This is a genomic window from Actinomyces gaoshouyii, from assembly GCF_002072175.1.
Classification (GTDB): Bacteria; Actinomycetota; Actinomycetes; order Actinomycetales; family Actinomycetaceae; genus Actinomyces; species Actinomyces gaoshouyii.
The window spans coordinates 17,813-34,620 of the sequence record NZ_MVIV01000002.1; the positions used below are offsets into that span (position 1 = coordinate 17,813).

Sequence of the window (16,808 nt, forward strand, 5' to 3'; positions counted from 1 at the left end):
CGCCGCGCCCGGGGCGAACCCGGGCGGTTCAAGCGGTTCGGGCCGTGCGGGGCCCGCCGGCCAGGCCGCCGGTCGATCCGCCGTTGCCGAGCCCGATGCTGCGGCCCGCGGCCCGCAGCCCCGCACCCGGCCGCTCGGCGGGACTGGCCTGCGCCCGCCCCTCGGGGCTGACCAGCGGCTCCTGAGCGGCATCCACCGCGCCGACGATCTCGGGGGGTGTCGCGCCATCGCCCTCCCCTGCGTCCCCGGGCTCGTCGGTCTGCCCGACATCGACGAGGAGAGGCGCATCCACGGGCACGCCCCGGCGCAGGAGCGCCAGGGCGATCGGCCCGAGCTCATGATGGCGGGCCACGCTCGTCACGGCGCCCACCACGCGCTCCCCCAGGCGTACGGGAGCGCCGGGAAGGGGCGCCTGGCCCGTCAGTCCGTCGAGCTGCAGAAGGCAGAGGCGCCGTGGGGGGCGCCCGAGGTTGAGGGTGCGGGCCACCGTCTCCTGGCCCGGGTAGCAGCCCTTGTCCAGGTGGACGGCGGTACGCAGCCAGTCGAGCTCGTGCGGGATCGCGCGCTCGTCGGCCTCACGGGCCCGGCGGGGGCGCCCCGCCTCGACGCGCAGCGCCTCCCAGGCCAGCGCCCCGGCCATCCTCCGCCCCGCATCCCCAGCCAGGAAGGACCGGGCGATATCCGGAACCCGCCCGGCGGGGGCGAGCACCACGACCGCGCGATAGCCCTCCCCCGGATGTCGGGAGGTTTCGAGGCCGACGTCGTAGCTCGTCCCACCGTCGACGACGCCGGGCCAGGGGTCGCGCCAGGCCATCGGCGCTCCCGGGAGGAGCGTCGCGGGAGCATCCGACTCCGCGAACGGCTCATCGCCTCCGGGGAGGGTCGCGCGGACCGCCTCCTCGAGGGCGGTGGCACCGCTCCCCAGCGCGCCCAGGGCGGCGACGTCGTCGCGCGGGGACACCTCGACGCGCAGCGTGAAGCGCATCCTCTCCAGGTGCTCGACGAGCACCGGCCCCCCTCCCGCGTCGACGACGACCCAGGCGGTGGCGCCATCGTCGAGGACGGCCAGCGCATGGCGGATCCGCCCCTGGGCGTCCAGGATGAGAGCCTCGGCCCCGCCGTCGCCCGGGGCCAGGGAGGTCAGGACCTGGGTGGTCAGCGTGGTGAGCCAGGAGAGGCGGTCTGGACCGCTCACCGCCACGACGTCCCTGGCCAGTGCGGCGATCGCCTGCCCGTCGGCCAGGGCCGCCTGCTCGCGCAAGGGATTGCCGTAGTGCGCGGGGACGGCGGCGTCGGGACTCGTGGCGTCCTCGGCGATCGCCTCTGGCCAGTCCAGCAGTGGTGAGCGGCGCATCACTGGGCGGCCCCGTCGTCGTCGGCCCCCTGTGCGGGGGCATCGGCCGGCTCGGAGGGCTGAGGGCCATCGGGCAGGAGCGCGCCCGGCCGGGCGGCGGGGTCCTCGGGGTCCTCGACTCGCCCGAGGCGGCCGGAGGCGTAGCTCTGCAGGTCCTGGTCGAAGGCGGCCATGTCCTGCGCCCACATGAGATCGCCGCCCACGAGCCCGAAGACGCGGGTCATCTCGGTCAGGGGAGCACTGGTGCGGGTGCGGCCCACGGCCTGGGTGCCGATCTGCGCGCGGGGGCCCTGGATCCAGCCCTCCCAGACGCCGACCTGCCCGGCCGGGTCGGCGGAGACCACCTCGAGGCGGGTGATCGGGGTGCGGGTGTCGGCGTCGTCGGCGTCGGGCCGCTCCTGGCCGACAGGGCGCCAATAGGCGGTCTCCGAGGACCAGATCCGGGCCGGGGCGATGCGCGTGGCACCCTCGAGACCGGGGACCTCGAAATCGAGGTCCTCCGATCGCGTGGCGTCCAGGGTCCACACGGTGGTGGTCTGGTGCAGGTAGGGACCGCCGTCGTGCTCGAAGACGATCTCCTGGTAAACCGCCTGCTCGGGAATGGTCTCGCCGTAGGTGAGCACGCCGTAGCCGCGCCAGGTGCCGACCAGCCAGGCGAGCGGGTAGAGCTCGGGGGCCAGGTCCTCGGGGAGGGAGAAAGTCATGCCCCCACCCTAAGCCGCCCCGCCCCCTCCATCGGGACCGGTCGAGAATTAAGGGGCGAGACCGATCCGGGAACCGGTCTCGCCCCTTATTTTCGACCGGTCCCGGCACGGCTAACCGGCAACGAAGCTGCCCATGAGGCGGGCGATGGCGTACGACGGCGCTCCGACGGCGAGGATCGGCACGATGGCGCTGGCGATCGCTGCCCGTCCACCGGGAACCCACTGGTGCGTCCACAGCACCCGGTTGGCGGCCGCCATGAGGACGCCGGCCGTGAAGCCCACGATGAGGCAGGCTCCCCCGGACTGAGCGGCCTCGCCGAGCCCCGTGTGCGCCGGCCCGAAGAACCCGATGACGGCGAGCAGACCGCCGACCGCGCCCGAGATGACCGCGGGCAGCGTCATGGTGAGCGTCTCCAGAACGCTGGCGCGCACCTCCAGCGTGGTCAGCAGCGCGCCGATGAACAGCGCCAGACTGCATGGGACGATGACGGCGGGGTCGGCCACGCCGGGCTCCAGCGCGCACCAGGCGGCGCCGGCGATCGCCACGAGACCGCCGGAGACCGTCGAGGACAGGCTCTCGAGCAATCCCCTCCGATCCCCTTTGCGGAGCATCTGGGCGACGAATGCGATGAGGACGGACAGCGCCATGACGACACCGGCGGCGCCGTAGTCCTGCCTCCAGGCCACGGCCAACGCGCCCGCGACCCCCGTCAGGGCGATCACCGCTGTCGAGCCCGTATCGTGGCGGGCCCGGACGAGGGCCGGCCACCCCTGCGCCATGGCCAGGACGAGGACGACGATGAGAACCATCCTCGCCCACACCGCCATCGGGGCCGAGGCGGCGAGGAGAACGGGGATGAGACCGGCCACCGCCAGACGGGTCCAGGCGGGGTCCACGATGCCGGGCTCCTTCGGCACGCCGTTCCCGCGCCGGGTGCCGTATCCGGGGCGGGAGGAGGCGGGAGCAGGCGCCGGGCGCCCTGGACCGCTCTGGAGATTGGCAGGGGTATCCACATCTCGTATCGTCGCACACCCCGGCACGATCGCATGACGTGTGCTTGACTTGGGCAGGCCCCCCGAGGGCGTCCGGGCACGCGCCCCGCGCCACTCGGGACGGCCTGTCCGGCAATGCCCAGGAGGGTTCCCGAGGAGAGGGATCGCATGCGCGTCGTCATGTTCACCCACGCCGCCGATCCCGCGGATGCGCTTCCCGCCGCATCGTTCCTCGACGCGACAGTCACCTGTCTGCCCCCGCTCCCCTCGAACTACGGCGCGGTCGACGACGCCGACGCGGTCCTCATCGACACCAGGGCGGACCTGACCCGGGCGCGAGCCCTGTGCCAGCTCCTGAGTGGGCCGATGGAGTGCGGACCGATCCTTCTCGTCGTCGACGACGGAGGGGCCGCGGCACTCCAGGACGACTGGGGGGCCTCAGACTTCGTCATGGCCGGGGCCTCCCCCGCCGAACTCGCCGCGAGACTGCGGATGCTGCGCCGCGCCGCGCCTCCCTCCCAGGCCCCCCGAGAGGACCGCCTGGAGGTCGGCGACCTCGTCATCGATGTCACCGCCTACACGGCTAGGATCCACGGGGAGATCCTCGATCTCACCTACAAGGAGTTCGAGTTGCTCAAATTCATGGCGATCAACCAGGGCCGGGTCCTGACCCGGGAAACACTTCTGGACGAGGTCTGGGGCCAGGACTACATCGGCGGAGCGCGGACGGTGGACGTCCATGTGCGCCGCCTGCGCGCGAAGCTCGGCACGGAGTACGACCAGTTCATCGGGACGGTCCGCAATGTGGGCTACCGTCTCGATGCCCCGGGGATCATCTAGAGGCATCCAGGGCGCGCAGCAATGCCAGGCAATGCCAGGCAATGCCAGTCCGCGAGACCCCCGCCGGGGCCGCCATCATCGGCCCCACCGCCATTGCCCCCCGGCGCCTTTGGCGCACGCGCGACGCTGCTGCTACCTTGAAGCCGACGCCGGGTCGTGACGGGCCCCGGGCTCCACCTTGTGCCGCCACGAGCGGCATTCGCGCCGACTGGCGCTCTTGCGGCCCGGCGTCCTCAACCACGATTCCTTCTCGAGAACGACACCGCAGCCGAGAACCCGCACCACACCTGAGATCCCGATTACCCGTGCTCACCTGAATCGACCATCTCCCGAAGCGGCCACTATCAGCAAGCCGACCGCCTCAGGACCCCCGCCCCGGGAAGAATCCGGGGCCGCGCATTCATGACAGGAGCGGCGATCCGAGCCGCCCAGACCAGCAAGGAGCCATCCGTGCGCATCCACCCCCGCAACAATGACGAGGCCCTCTTCGACCTGCTGTCGAGATCCGCTCGCCACCTCGTCAGCGCCTGCGATGTCCTCGAGCAGATCATCAACGCCGACCGCGAGGAGCGCGCCAGCCTCCGCGAGACCCTCCACGCGGAGGAGCACGCGGCGGACAACTCGCACCACGATTTCCAGCGCCTCATCAACGCCACCTTCGTCACCCCGCTGGACCGCGAGGACCTCCACCTGCTCGGCTCCACCATGGACGACTGCATGGACCTGGTCGACGAGGCCGGCGACTGCATCGTCCTCTACCACGTCGGCGTCCTGCCCCAGGCCTGCCACGAGCTGGTCGATATCCTCAAGCAGTGCGCCGAGCTCACCTCGCAGGCCATGCCCCGCCTGAAGTCCCTCAAGGACATGGAGAGCTACTGGGTGAAGATCAACGAGCTGGAGAACCACGGGGACCAGATCTACCGCGCCGGCATCGGCAGGCTCTTCGAGGAGGAGATGGACCCCGTCAGCCTCATCAAGCGCAAGGAGATCATCGAGCGCATGGAGGCCGCGATCGACGCCTTCGAGTCTCTGGCGAACACAGTCGAGTCGATCGCCGTGCGCGAGTCCTGACGAATCGGCACCGCAATGATGACAGCACTGGTCATCGCGATCCTCGTCGTCGCGCTCATCTTCAACTTCACCAACGGCTTCCACGACGCCGCGAACGCCATCGCCACGTCGGTCTCCACACGCGCGCTGTCCATGCGCACGGCCCTGCTCATGGCTGCTGTCATGAACGTCATCGGAGCCATGCTGGGCACCTCGGTGGCCCACACGATCGGCTCGGACATCGTCTCCATCACCTATGGCTCGGATGAGGGGAACATGATCGCCCTCATCGTCGTCTTCGCCGCACTGTTCGCCGCGATCGCCTGGAACCTCATCACCTGGTGGTTCGGGCTGCCCTCCTCGTCCTCCCACGCGCTGATCGGGGGCCTGGCCGGCGGAGGCATCGCCTGCGGGCTGATGGTCCACTGGAGCTCGATTCTGGACAAGGTCGTCATCCCGATGATCGTCTCGCCTCTGGGCGGGTTCATCGTGGCCTACATCGCCATGATCATCGTGCTGCGCCTGTGCGCGGCCCTGCCCTACCACCGCACGATGCGGCGCTTCCGGTGGGCCCAGACGGTCTCGGCCGCCGCCATGGCCCTGGGCCACGGCCTCCAGGACGCCCAGAAGACGATGGGCGTCATGCTCATCGCCCTGACAGCCGGGGGGCTCCACTCCTTCGACCACGGCGTGCCCGCCTGGGTGAAGATCGCAGCGGCACTGACGATCTCCCTCGGCACCTACTTCGGCGGCACCCGCATCATGGCGACCCTCGGGTCCAAGGTCATCGATCTCGATCCCGCTCACGGGTTCGTCGCGGAGAGCGTCGCTGCGGGCTTCCTCTACGTGGCCGCCATGGGCTTCGGCGCCCCGGTGTCAACGACGCACACGATCACCACCTCCATCATGGGCGTGGGCGCCACGAAGCGCCTGAGCGCCGTGCGCTGGGGCGTGGCCGGGGACATCGTCGTGGCCTGGGTGATGACCCTTCCCGCCGCGGCGGCGATCGCCGCCGTCGTCTCCTTCATCCTCCGGGCGGCCCTCCTGTGAGAGCGGCGGTGCTCCGCGATCATCACGGGGCACCGCCGGCGGCGCCGGCATCGCCGCCAGCACGGCATCATCGGGCCCGGCCCTGCGGTTCCCCCGCGGGCCGGGCCCGACTCGTTCTCCCCACTCCGGCCGATGCCATCCACCGAGCCGGAACCGGCCGCCGCCGCCGTGGCGGCCCCACCACCAGGCGCCGACGCTCGCCTCCTCCTCCCCGATATCACGTCCTTCTCGTCTGCGACAAGGCGGCTCCCCGCTCATCGCCCACCCCATGCCCGGCCCGGCGCCCCGCCGCCTCCCAGCGGCTCCGGGCGCCTCCCAGCGGCTCCGCGGCTCGCACCCTGCCCGCACGAGGAGGGGGCACGGACGACGGGGTGCGCCGCAATACGCTGCCCCCGCGCCGAGTCAGTCCAGGAGGCCCGCCCGGGCCCTCACGGCGGCATCGGAGAGCTCGTCGGCGGTGGCCAGGAGCGCGGAGTCCCGGCGGGTGACGCGGTCGGCGAGGGGGTCGGCGTCGTCGTCGATCCACTCGGGGGCCGAGCCCGCGGCGAGCGCCGCGAGGAATCCGGAGGTGGTGGAGAGCAGTGGGGCGAGCGCGGGAACGGAGCCCTCCAGCGCGCCGGCGAGGACGGCGTCGAGGCGCGCGCGCAGCTCCTCGGGTGAGATGACCGGGCGTCCCTCGGCGAGGGCGGCGTCGAGGCGCGCTGCGAGGGCACCGTCGCCATCAGGGCCGGTGAGGTCGACGACGGTGGCGTAGCGGCGCCCGACGAGCGCGGCGTCGCGGCGGATCCACTCGCGCACGAGGAAGAGGCGCCACAGGGCCCCTGGCAGGGTGGTGGCCGGTGAGTCCGCCCAAAGCTCGGCGACGTCATCGACCCCCTGCCCGGCGACGGCGTTGATGACCGCCTCCCGGGTGATGGGGTCCTCCGGGGCGGCGGGGAAGCCGCCGACGAGCGCCTGGGCGGCGCGATGGGCGAGCTCGGAGGCGACGGCGGTGTCCGCGCCGCCCTCGATGGATTCGGCGGCCTCGGGGTCGAGCCGGGCGGGGCGGTGGAACTGGCGTGCCATGGCGTTCTCCTTCGGTGCGCAACGCGCCCATTGTCTCGCACGCCCGCCGTGGCGTGTCCTGCGCGCCCGGGTCCGGCTATGCTGCGCGTGGTGCCGGCCCCCGGCGCCGCGCCCCCTTAGCTCAGTTGGTCAGAGCTGCGGACTTTTAATCCGAAGGTCGTGGGTTCGAGCCCCACAGGGGGTACCGCCGCGCCCTCGGCCCGCTGGCCACGAGCGCTGCCCCTTCCTGGGATTCGACTCCGGGCACGGGGCCCGCTCAGTCGTCGACGACGACGACGTCGACTCGAATGTTGCCGCGAGTGGCGTTGGAGTAGGGGCATACCCGATGCGCGGCATCAGCGAGCCCCTGGGCAACCTCGTGCGGCAAGTCCGGAACGACCACCTCGAGGGTGACGGCGAGCCCGTAGCCCTCGCCGGCCCTGCCGATGGAGACTCGCGCGCCCACCGAGGAATCGCCGAGCTCCTGCTTGGCCTGCCGCGCCACTCCCTGAAGGGCGGAGTGGAAGCAGGCGGCGTAGCCCGCGGCGAAGAGCTGCTCCGGGTTGGCGCCATCGCCACTGCCGCCCATCTCCTGCGGAATCGCAAGATCCAAGGAGACGCGGCCATCCGCGGTCTGGACGTGTCCATCACGGCCCGCGCCGGTGGCAATGGCCTCAGTGGTGTAAATGGGCTCGATCTCGTTCATGGGTTCTCCCTGCTCACTGCTCCTGCTGCCCCGGCACTCCGAGGAGGCGGCCCCTCGGCCACCAGGCCAATATAGTGCACAATTTAATTGCACACAACTCATCTGTCTGAGGTAGTTTCAACGGCATGCCCCACGATCCGCTCGCGCTCGACCGCCAGCTGTGCTTCTCGCTCTACCGCGCCAGCCGGGCCATCACCCGCGCCTACCGCCCCCTCCTGAAGGACATCGGCCTGACCTACCCCCAGTACCTCGTCATGCTCGCGCTCTGGCAGTGCGGCGAGCCGATGGGCCTCAATGACATCGGCAGCAGGATCAGCCTTGACAGCGGGACCCTCACACCACTGCTTCGCCGCCTGGAGGAGGCCGGCCTCATCACTCGCGCCAGGGATCGCACGGATGAGCGCCGCCGCCTCATCGCCCTCACCAGCGCGGGCCGCGACCTGCGAGAGCGGGCTGCCGCCATCCCCGGAAGGATGACCGCGCTCTACTCCCAGCCCCGTGCGGACCTGGAGCGCCTGAAGTCCGCGCTCGACGACATGGCCGCGCGGCTCGCCTGACCCCACAGCCCGATCGGGGCGGCCGCGGCGGGCAGTCGCGAGGAGGTCAGCGCCCCGGGCGACGGCCCCGGTGCGAGGAATGCTTCTGTCCTTGCTGCGCCTTCTGCCCGACCCCGGTGCGACGCCCGCCATGACGCGCCCCGTGGCGGGATCCGGCGAGGGAGGACCCACCGGCCCTGCGGCCGTGCGCGCCGCGGGCCGGCGCCTGGACGCCGGCGCTGGTGGGCCGGCCTCCCTTGATGGCGACGCCGTCGGGCATGTCCTCGGCGGCCACGCGCTCGGCCCGCTCGCCAACAAGTGCGGTGACGGCGTCGTCGTCGGGGCGCACGCGCTCCATCTCGGCCTTGATATGGGCCTTCTTGAGGAGCACCTGGACATCCTTGCGCTGCTCGGGCAGGACGAGGGTGACCACGGTTCCCGAGGCGCCCGCGCGGGCGGTGCGGCCCGAGCGGTGCAGGTAGGCCTTGTGCTCGGCGGGCGGATCGACATGGACGACGAGCTCGACGCCGCTGACGTCGATGCCGCGGGCGGCGATGTCCGTGGCGACCATGACGCGCACGGCCCCGGAGGTGAAGGCCCCCATGGCCCTCTCTCGGGCGCCCTGGCTCATGTTCCCCTGCAGCTCGACGGCCGGGATGCCGGCGCTCACGAGCTTGCGGGCCAGGCGGCGGGCGAGGTGCTTGGTGCGGGTGAAGAGGATCCGCTGGCCGGTGCCGGAGGCGAGGCGGGTGACGACGCCGTCCTTGGCGGTCCTGTCCGCCAGGAGCCACACCCGGTGATCCATGTCCGTCACCGGGGAGGAGGCGGGGTCGACGGCGTGCTGGAGGGGGTCGTGGAGGAACTCGCGGACGATGGCGTCGACGCCGTTGTCGAGGGTGGCGGAGAAGAGCATCCGCTGGCCGCCGGCGGGGGTGGCGCGCAGGATGCGGCGCACGCTGGGCAGGAAGCCGAGATCGGCCATATGGTCGGCCTCATCGATGACGGTGATGCTGACCTCATCCAAGGAGCAGCGGCCCTGGGCGATGAGGTCGAGGAGCCGCCCGGGACAGGCCACGACGATGTCCACTCCCGCGCGCAGCGCCTTGACCTGGGGGTTCTGGTTGACGCCGCCGAAGATCGTGTTGACGGTCAAGTCGAGTGCCGCGGCCAGCGGCTTGATGGTCTCGGTGATCTGGAGGGCGAGTTCACGGGTGGGCGCCAGAACGAGGCCGATGGGATGGCCGGCGCGAGCGCAGTCCTCGTCGGCCAGGCGCTGGACAAGGGGCAGCGAGAAGGCGAGGGTCTTGCCGCTGCCGGTGCGCCCCCGGCCGAGGACGTCGCGGCCGGCGAGGGTGTCGGGCAGGGTCGCGGACTGGATGGGGAAGGGGGAGGCGAAGCCGCGCGCGGCGAGTTCGGCGATGAGGTCGGGGGCGACGCCGAGGTCGGCGAAAGTAGGGGCGGGAGCCTGGCGGGAGGCCGAAGCGGAGGAGGCGGGCGCGCTGGGGCGCTTGCGGGTGGCGGGCACGGGGGTCCTGTCTGGATCGGGGCGGCGCCGCGCCGGTGGGCGGGCGCAGCGCTGCGGGGTGCCGGTATCGGGGGGTCGACGGCGTCGCCGGCCCTCACGGGGCGTGGGGCGCCGGAGCCGGGGCACCAGCCTGGCCTCGGCATGCCGCCGGGCCGAGCGCCATCATCTCAGGCCCAGGGCCCGCCCCGCCATGACCCGCGCCGCTCAGCAGCCGACGAGGCCTGTGACGCCCGTCGCGCCCGCCACGCCTCGTACAGGAGCCTCAGGACGGTCATCCGTTGCTCTCAGGACCTCCCGGCGACGGCGAGACTGACGAGGACGAGGCCGGGGAGTTCCCCGATATCGGGCATCTGGCGCAGCATGACGATTCCCAACGCCATCGAGGTCGCCGGCATGGGGGAGGCCAGGAGGCTGAGCGTGTCAGCACTCAGGCGCCCCAGGTTGATCTGGTCGAGGGCGCAGGGGATGACCGTCGAGAGCACCGCCAGGGCCGTCCCCGCTGAGCTGTAGGCCCCAGACGCCGTCGGAGCCGCCAGGGGCGTATAGAACAGCGCGCCTGCCGCCATCCCCGCCGCGAGCGCGTCGAGCCCCGCCGCCAGGGCCAGGAGCACGCCCGCCCGATGGGCGGGATCGGAGATATCCAGGCCCGCCACGGAGATCGAGGCGTAGAAGAGGACGGTCATCGTCGCCGTGGACACGCCGAAGGAGGCCGCCGCTCCCAGCGCCCCTCAGCCCAGGATGGACGCCGCCAGGAGGACGACCGGCGCGAATCCGGCCGTGGTCAAGAGGACCGTGTCGCGAGCGAGGTCGGTGGCGCGCTCATAGCGCGAGGCATACATGAAGATGTTCTGCGCGGTGGGCAGGCAGGCCGTGGTGACGGGCACGAGCAGCACCTGGCCCCGCAGTCCCATGAGGCCACCGACGGCGAGAGCGAGGAGCGGCGCGACGAGCAGCTTCCAGCCCACCGCGCACCACAGCGCCGGACCAGCGGGACCGGTCACCCTCCCGAGCGGCCCCATCCGGCGCTCGCGCTGCGAGTCGGCCAGGCTCAGCCCCAGGGAGAGCATCATGAGGGGGACCGCCATGCGGCCCAGCATGCCCAGGACCTCGGCAGGGCTCCCTCCTGCGATCCCGGCCGGCTCCCAGCCGGCCAGGTTGAGGACGGTTCCCGTCACCACGCCGATGAGCAGCGGGTTTCGCAGTGGCGCGGTGGCGCGCCGCAGGGCGGTCCGGCCCGACTTGCCGGTGATGACGTCGAGGATCGCGAAGGAGCCCGGGGTCAGGACAATGAGCTGGAGCAGCAGGATCGGGGCGATCGGTGTCACGTCGCCGACGACGAGGAGCGCCACCGGGATCCCCAGGTTCGCCGCGTTGACATAGCCCGAGGCCAGCGCCCCGATGAGGGCGTCGGCGGGGTTGCGCCCCAGTACCCACCGGTGCACTGCCCAGGCACCGGCGATCGTCAGCAGCTCGGCGATGATCGCGGCCAGCGCTCTGGCCGAGACGACGGCATCCAGGTCGGCGCCCGCCAATGTCGTCAGCATGAGGGCGGGGGTGGCGGCGAAGAAGGCCAGGCGGGTGAGCACGCGATCGGATCGGGGCGGGAGCGCGCCAGTGCGCCCGAGGACCCACCCGATCGTGATGACAACGGCGAAGATCGCCAGTCCGCTGATGATCCTCAGCATCGTCTCATCACGGTCTCAGCACGGCGCGCTCACGGGACCGGCTCGAGGTCGGCCCAGGCGCCCACATGATCGGAGACGACGAAGGCGCGGGTCCCCCACGCGACCGCGCGCAGGAGGGGCGCACTCGGGGCCTGTGAGGATGCCTGCGCGTCCATGCCCGGCATCCCGTCGGCGCTCATGGGCCAGGGATCGGTGAGGAGGTGGTCGGTGCGCTCGCGCGGCGCCCAGGCGGGGAAGGTCGGTCCCTCTCCCAGGGGGCGGGCCACCCCGGTGGCGGCGACGCCGCCCGGCCCCATGTTGAGATCTCCGGCCAGCAGTCGCGGCCCGGGCAGGGTGGTCAGAGTCGCCCAGGCGGCGGCGAGCTGCCGGGCGGCCATGCCGGTGCGCGTGGCCAGATGCGTGGAGGCCAGGGTGATCGAGTCGAACCCGCCATCCCCGGGGATATCGATCCGGGCGGCGAGCATGGTGCGGGCGGTGGAGGTCTCGAGGTGGTAGGAGCGGGGGCTCCAGGCGCGCTCGCCCCGTCGGCTGAGGGTGGCCGGGCCCCTGCCGAGGCGGCGCACGTGCCAGGAGCGCACGGGCAGGCGGGACAGGATCGCGTTGCCGAATCCGGCGGGCCCGCGGCCCCTGATCAGATGGACGGGGGCGAGGACATCGTCCCAGGCGCGCTCCAGGGACGAGCGCAGCGGGCGGCGCCGCATGCCGACCACGGGCCCGGCCCAGGCGGCGGCGAAGCGGTGGTGCTCCCAACCGAGAAGGTGGGCGAGCTCTCCGGCCTGGTCGATACCGCCGGAGCGCCTCTGGCGCATGTCGACCTCCTGGAGGGCGACGATGTCGGGGGCGAGCGCGGCGATCTGGCCGGCAAGCGCCTCCAGCACGGTCCGTGCGGCGGCGGGGTCGGTGATATCGGCGCCCGCCAATGGGGCGGTGCCGCTGTCGTGCTCGGCCCCGGCGCCGGGCAGGCAGTGCTGGAGGTTGAGGCTGAGCACCCGGATCACGAGGACCGACTCTATGCCCGCCCGACGCGTCGAAGCCAGTGGCGCCGTCCTGCGTCCCCGTCCGCAGCGGCCTCGGACTCGCCGTCATCGCCATCGGAGGAACCACCGTCGGCCTCGAAGGTGAGGCTCACGGAGTTCATGCAGTAGCGCTGGCCGGTGGGCGTGTGAGGGGCGTCGTCGAAGACGTGGCCGAGGTGGGAATCGCAGGCGGCGCAGCGAACCTCGGTGCGAACCATGCCGTGGGAGGTGTCGCGCAGGAGGGTGACCGCCTGGGAGTCGGCGGGGTCGTAGAAGGAGGGCCAGCCGCATCCGGACTCGAACTTGGTGGTCGAGCGGAAGAGCTCTGCCCCGCAGCCCCGGCACCGGTAGATGCCGACGCGCTTCTCATCCAGGAGGGCGCCGGTGAAGGCCCGCTCGGTGCCGGCCTCGCGCAGCACGTGGTACTCCATGGGGTCCAGGAGGGCGCGCCACTGGGCGTCGGTGCGGGCGATGGCCGCCGGGTCCAGGCGGGGGATGTCGGTTCCGGCCTCCTCGGCAGGAGTGCGGTCTGGTGCTGGCGTGGTCGGATTGCTCGTGGTGCTCACGGGCCCATGGTTGCCCGCCCGCGCCGATAGCGCGAGCCCGACGGCGCTGTTTTCACGATCCGGGAACCGCGCCATCCGCGGAGGCCGTCGGCTCCGAATCATCCGATCCGCCGTCGTCCTGGCCCGGGCCCTCGACACCGGGCCCCTCCAGGTCGGCGACGGCGGACGCGCCCTGGGCCGTCTCGATGCGGATACGGGTGCGCGGCAGGGCCTCAGGGGCCTCGCGCTGCAACCAGACGAGGATCTCCTCACGCACATGGGCGCGCAGATTGGCGACGTCGGTGGGGTTGCGCCCGGAGACGGCGATGCGCAGCATGACCGTCGCGGTGGAGGTGTCGAGGACGGAGAGGGAGGCCAGGCGCCCGTCCCACAGCGGTGTCCCGGCGACGACATGCGCGAGCTGGGCCCGGATCGCCTCGATGGGCGCGCGCCAGTCGAGAGCGAGGTCCACCGAGCCCGTGTACTGGGCGGAGCGGCGCGACCAGTTCTCGAAGGGGTTCTGGGTGAAGTGCGTGGAGGGGAGGATGAGGCGGCGGTCGTCCCAGGTCCGCATGACCACGTAGGTCAGCGTGATCTCCTCGATGACGCCCTGTTGATCCTTCTGGACGACGACGGTGTCCCCCACCCTCATGGCATCGGTGCTGGCCAACTGGATGCCGGCGAAGACATTGCTGAGGGCGGACTGGGCGGCGAGACCCATGACCACCGAGAGGATGCCCGCGGAGGCCAGGAGGGATCCCATGGCGACCCGGGCGGCGGGGAAGGTCATGATGACGCCGACCAGCCCGCAGATGATGATGATGGCCTTGGCGACGCGCCGCAGGATCTGGGCCTGGGTCGTCACCCGGTTGGTGCGCCCGGGCTCGCCGCGGGCGCGCACCCCCTCGACGACGAGCGCCTCGACGGCCTTGGTCAGGGAGACGACGAGGAGGGTCGACGCCGCGATGACGCCGATGAACAGGATGTGGAGGGCATCGCCGGTCCACGCGGGCGCATCACCGTCCCCGGCGGCGAACCGGCAGCCGAAGTAGCCGCCCAGGGCGCTCCCCAGGATGACCAGCGGCGTGCGGCAGTGCTTGACGAAATGCGTGTAGTAGCTGCGGCGCCGCGCCATGATGCGCAGGGCGAAGACGATGGCGACGGCGGTGAGCGCTCCCACCAGAGCGAACAGCAGGCCGGCCCCGGCGAGGGCCGCCACATTGAAGGTGGTCTCGACGGCGGCCTCGACGGTCCCGGGGGTGGCGGTGGCGCTCGGGGTGGGTGCGGCCGAGGGGTCGAGAGGGGCCGAGGGGATGGGGGTGGCCGACGGACTGGGGACAGGGGTTGGGGAGGGAACCGGCGGCGTAGTCATGAGTACAGCGTACTGAGGAGGATCGGGGTCGCCTCATGAGAGGATCGATGGAGGATGGCCGATGGGCCCTCCGGCGTCGCACCGACTGCCGCCACCGCCCGTGGCACGGGCTCGCGAATGCATGAGAATGCGCGAAACCCCTGGAGCCTTGTGAGTTCCAGGGGCTGTCGCCGTGGCTCCGACCGGCGTCGATCCGGTGACCTTTCGATTTTCAGTCGAACGCTCTACCAACTGAGCTACAGAGCCGTCGGGATGCGATCGGCCCGATCATCATCTGATCGGGCCGACCCTTCCGCGACCTCGACGGGACTTGAACCCGCGACCTCCGCCGTGACAGGGCGGCGCGCTAACCAACTGCGCCACGAGGCCTCGTGCGGCACGAAGCCGGACTCTATTCGAGTTCTTCCACTCGCACGAGCCGTACCCCCAACGGGATTCGAACCCGTGCTACCGCCGTGAAAGGGCGGGGTCCTAGGCCGCTAGACGATGGGGGCCCAGATGCCCTTGGCGTCGCCGCGCCTCGAACCAGGTAGAACCTTAGGCGGCGCCGATGAGCTCGCGCAAATCGGCTGAGCGTGAGTCGCCTCACCACGGCGGAATAGCGACATGACACCATGGGCGCCATGGCACCAGCCCACCTGACCGCCGAGGAGTTCGAGGACGCCGTCGACGCCGGACTCGGCCTCATCCCCGACGCCCTCCTCGACCAGATCGACAACGCCGCCATCATCATCGAGGCCGAACCCGACGCCGAGCTCCTCACGCACGAGGACTACGATGACGACGGCCTGCCCACGCTCCTGGGCTACTACGACGGCGTCCCCCTGACCGAGCGCGACGAGGGCTGGTCCGGGGCCCTGCCGGACCGCATCCTCATCTTCTCCGGCCCCCTGGAGCGCTGGTGCAACAGCCGCGAGGAGCTGGTCGAGGAAATCGCCGTGACCGTCATCCACGAGATCGCCCACCATTTCGGCATCTCCGACGAGCGCCTCCACGAGCTCGGCTGGCAGTGAGCCCCGCCGCTCGCTGTCGCCCACTGCCCCATCCCGACGCCATCCTCTAGGGTCCTGGGCATGACGTCCCTCGACCCGCGCCCCGCCCCCGCGGCACGTACCTGCTCAGCGGGATGGAAGCGCGTGGGCCGACGCCCCATGCTCTTGGCCGCCCTGCTCGGAACAGCGGGCCTGGCCGCCTGCGGCGAGGGCCCCTCGGACCCCGCGACGGCAGCGCCCGAGCACAGCCCGTCAGACGCTCCCTCCCCCGCCGAGACGACGTCGCCCGCCCAGGAGCCGGCCGCCGCGCCGTCGGGGACGACAACCCCCGACGACCCGCTCGCGGGCTGGTCCCTGGAGGAGAAGGTCGGCCAGCTCCTCATGGTGGGCGTGAACGCCACCACCCCCTCGCAGGCCGCCAAGGACGCCGTGACCGCCCACCATGCGGGCAATATCTTCCTGTCCGGCCGCTCGTCCGCCTCAGCGACCGAGATCGGTCGGACCGTCTCAGTGTTCACCGGGCTCACCGAGTCCTCCACCCACGGCGCCGCTATGCTCGTGGCCACCGACCAGGAGGGAGGGGATGTTCAGGTCCTGTCCGGGCCCGGGTTCTCCTCCATCCCATCGGGCGCCGAGCAGGCGGGGCAGTCGCGCGAGCAACTGGTCGCCTCCGCCACGGCCTGGGGCCAGGAGCTCGCGAGCGCCGGGGTCACGATGAACCTGGCGCCGGTCGCCGACCTCGTCGACATCGCCGCCCCCACCTCCAACGCCCCCATCGGCCAGTGGCACCGCGAGTACGGCCACGACGCCGCCACGGTGAGTTCCCAGGCGAGGGCCTTCGCCGAGGGGATGCGCGCCGCCGGCGTCATCCCCACCTTCAAGCACTTCCCCGGACTGGGCCGGGTCAAGGAGAACACGGACACCGCCTCCGGTGTCACCGACTCGGTGACTACGCGCAGCGGGGACCCCGCCGTCGCGATCTTCAGGGACGCGATCGCGGGCGGCGCCGAGGTCATCATGGTCTCCTCCGCCTACTATTCGCAGATCGACGCCGGCGCGCCCGCCATCTTCTCCTCCACGATCGTCACGGACATGCTGCGCACCGAGATGGGCTTCACCGGCGTCATCATCACCGATGACGTCTCGGCCGCCGTCCAGGTGCAGGGCTGGGGAGCGGGCGAGCGCGCGCTGAAAGCCGTGAGCGCGGGCTGCGACCTCGTCCTGGCCTCGGCCGATGCCTCGGTGGCGGCCGCCATGGCGACAGCGCTCGTCTCGGCAGCGCAGTCCGATCCGGCATTGGCGGCGCGGATCGACGAGTCGGCCCGGCGGATCCTGGCACTCAAGAGCGCCAAGCAGGGCGGATGACCAGGAGCCACTATCTCGCTCTCAGGGGAGG

At 71.9% G+C, this 16,808-nt stretch carries 17 protein-coding genes and 4 tRNA genes; 7 read left to right on the top strand and 14 right to left on the bottom strand.

The window, feature by feature from the left end:
* Positions 1-28: 28 nt before the first annotated feature.
* The 3 genes from ygfZ to B1H50_RS01805 form a co-directional block, all read right to left on the bottom strand.
* Entirely contained in the window at positions 29-1,354 is a 1,326-nt protein-coding gene (gene ygfZ, locus B1H50_RS01795; protein ID WP_080462097.1) for a CAF17-like 4Fe-4S cluster assembly/insertion protein YgfZ, read from the bottom strand.
* The gene (locus B1H50_RS01800) at positions 1,354-2,058 is read right to left on the bottom strand and encodes a heme-binding beta-barrel domain-containing protein (protein ID WP_080462098.1); all 705 of its coding nucleotides are present in this window, start codon (positions 2,056-2,058) and stop codon (positions 1,354-1,356) included. Before B1H50_RS01800 ends, ygfZ begins: the two co-directional genes overlap by 1 nt.
* A 111-nt stretch (positions 2,059-2,169) precedes the next feature.
* Positions 2,170-3,072, bottom strand: coding sequence for a tellurium resistance protein TerC (locus tag B1H50_RS01805; protein ID WP_229657844.1), 903 nt, complete (start codon positions 3,070-3,072; stop codon positions 2,170-2,172).
* A 147-nt stretch (positions 3,073-3,219) separates the two neighbouring features.
* Between B1H50_RS01805 and B1H50_RS01810 the strand changes: the two genes are divergently transcribed.
* From B1H50_RS01810 to B1H50_RS01820, 3 genes are all read left to right on the top strand, one after another.
* Positions 3,220-3,891: a response regulator transcription factor gene (locus B1H50_RS01810; RefSeq protein WP_080462100.1), complete on the top strand. Its 672-nt coding sequence runs from the start codon at positions 3,220-3,222 to the stop codon at positions 3,889-3,891.
* Between the two features lie 450 nt (positions 3,892-4,341).
* Positions 4,342-4,962, top strand: a complete 621-nt coding sequence (locus B1H50_RS01815) for a DUF47 domain-containing protein (protein WP_080462101.1) — start codon at positions 4,342-4,344, stop codon at positions 4,960-4,962.
* 15 nt (positions 4,963-4,977) lie between these two features.
* A complete protein-coding gene (locus B1H50_RS01820) occupies positions 4,978-5,991 on the top strand; it encodes an inorganic phosphate transporter (protein ID WP_080462102.1) in 1,014 nt (337 codons plus the stop codon).
* Between the two features lie 402 nt (positions 5,992-6,393).
* Here B1H50_RS01820 and B1H50_RS01825 read toward each other — a convergent pair whose 3' ends face one another.
* Positions 6,394-7,056, bottom strand: a complete 663-nt coding sequence (locus B1H50_RS01825) for a hypothetical protein (RefSeq protein WP_080462103.1) — start codon at positions 7,054-7,056, stop codon at positions 6,394-6,396.
* Positions 7,057-7,166: 110 nt separating this feature from the next.
* Here B1H50_RS01825 and B1H50_RS01830 point away from each other — a divergent pair.
* Positions 7,167-7,240, top strand: a tRNA-Lys gene (locus B1H50_RS01830).
* A 72-nt stretch (positions 7,241-7,312) separates the two neighbouring features.
* Here the strand turns inward: B1H50_RS01830 and B1H50_RS01835 are convergent.
* A complete protein-coding gene (locus B1H50_RS01835) occupies positions 7,313-7,741 on the bottom strand; it encodes an organic hydroperoxide resistance protein (RefSeq protein ID WP_080462104.1) in 429 nt (142 codons plus the stop codon).
* A gap of 125 nt (positions 7,742-7,866) precedes the next feature.
* Here B1H50_RS01835 and B1H50_RS01840 point away from each other — a divergent pair, with 125 nt between their 5' ends.
* Positions 7,867-8,298, top strand: coding sequence for a MarR family winged helix-turn-helix transcriptional regulator (locus B1H50_RS01840; protein ID WP_080462105.1), 432 nt, complete (start codon positions 7,867-7,869; stop codon positions 8,296-8,298).
* Between the two features lie 46 nt (positions 8,299-8,344).
* Here B1H50_RS01840 and B1H50_RS01845 read toward each other — a convergent pair whose 3' ends face one another.
* The 9 genes from B1H50_RS01845 to B1H50_RS01885 form a co-directional block, all read right to left on the bottom strand.
* Positions 8,345-9,802, bottom strand: coding sequence for a DEAD/DEAH box helicase (locus B1H50_RS01845; protein ID WP_080462106.1), 1,458 nt, complete (start codon positions 9,800-9,802; stop codon positions 8,345-8,347).
* Between the two features lie 284 nt (positions 9,803-10,086).
* Entirely contained in the window at positions 10,087-10,485 is a 399-nt protein-coding gene (locus B1H50_RS01850; protein WP_229657843.1) for a DMT family transporter, read from the bottom strand.
* A gap of 45 nt (positions 10,486-10,530) precedes the next feature.
* Positions 10,531-11,487 (bottom strand): AEC family transporter, encoded by a 957-nt coding sequence (locus B1H50_RS01855; RefSeq protein ID WP_080462107.1) that lies wholly within the window; start codon positions 11,485-11,487, stop codon positions 10,531-10,533.
* Between the two features lie 29 nt (positions 11,488-11,516).
* On the bottom strand, positions 11,517-12,485 hold the full coding sequence (locus B1H50_RS01860; protein WP_080462108.1) for an endonuclease/exonuclease/phosphatase family protein: 969 nt from the start codon (positions 12,483-12,485) through the stop codon (positions 11,517-11,519).
* Positions 12,486-12,496: 11 nt separating this feature from the next.
* Positions 12,497-13,000, bottom strand: coding sequence for a peptide-methionine (R)-S-oxide reductase MsrB (gene msrB / locus B1H50_RS01865; RefSeq protein WP_167370994.1), 504 nt, complete (start codon positions 12,998-13,000; stop codon positions 12,497-12,499).
* 121 nt (positions 13,001-13,121) lie between these two features.
* A complete protein-coding gene (locus B1H50_RS01870; RefSeq protein ID WP_080462109.1) occupies positions 13,122-14,420 on the bottom strand; it encodes a mechanosensitive ion channel family protein in 1,299 nt (432 codons plus the stop codon).
* A gap of 173 nt (positions 14,421-14,593) precedes the next feature.
* Positions 14,594-14,666: transfer RNA gene (locus tag B1H50_RS01875), tRNA-Phe, on the bottom strand.
* Between the two features lie 49 nt (positions 14,667-14,715).
* Positions 14,716-14,789 (bottom strand) — tRNA-Asp (locus tag B1H50_RS01880).
* Between the two features lie 52 nt (positions 14,790-14,841).
* Positions 14,842-14,914, bottom strand: a tRNA-Glu gene (locus tag B1H50_RS01885).
* 129 nt (positions 14,915-15,043) lie between these two features.
* Between B1H50_RS01885 and B1H50_RS01890 the strand changes: the two genes are divergently transcribed.
* Both B1H50_RS01890 and B1H50_RS01895 read left to right on the top strand, forming a co-directional pair.
* Complete coding sequence (locus B1H50_RS01890; RefSeq protein ID WP_081172287.1) at positions 15,044-15,433, top strand: metallopeptidase family protein; 390 nt, start codon at positions 15,044-15,046, stop codon at positions 15,431-15,433.
* 60 nt (positions 15,434-15,493) lie between these two features.
* Positions 15,494-16,777 (top strand): glycoside hydrolase family 3 N-terminal domain-containing protein, encoded by a 1,284-nt coding sequence (locus tag B1H50_RS01895; RefSeq protein WP_080462110.1) that lies wholly within the window; start codon positions 15,494-15,496, stop codon positions 16,775-16,777.
* The last annotated feature ends 31 nt before the right edge of the window (positions 16,778-16,808 follow it).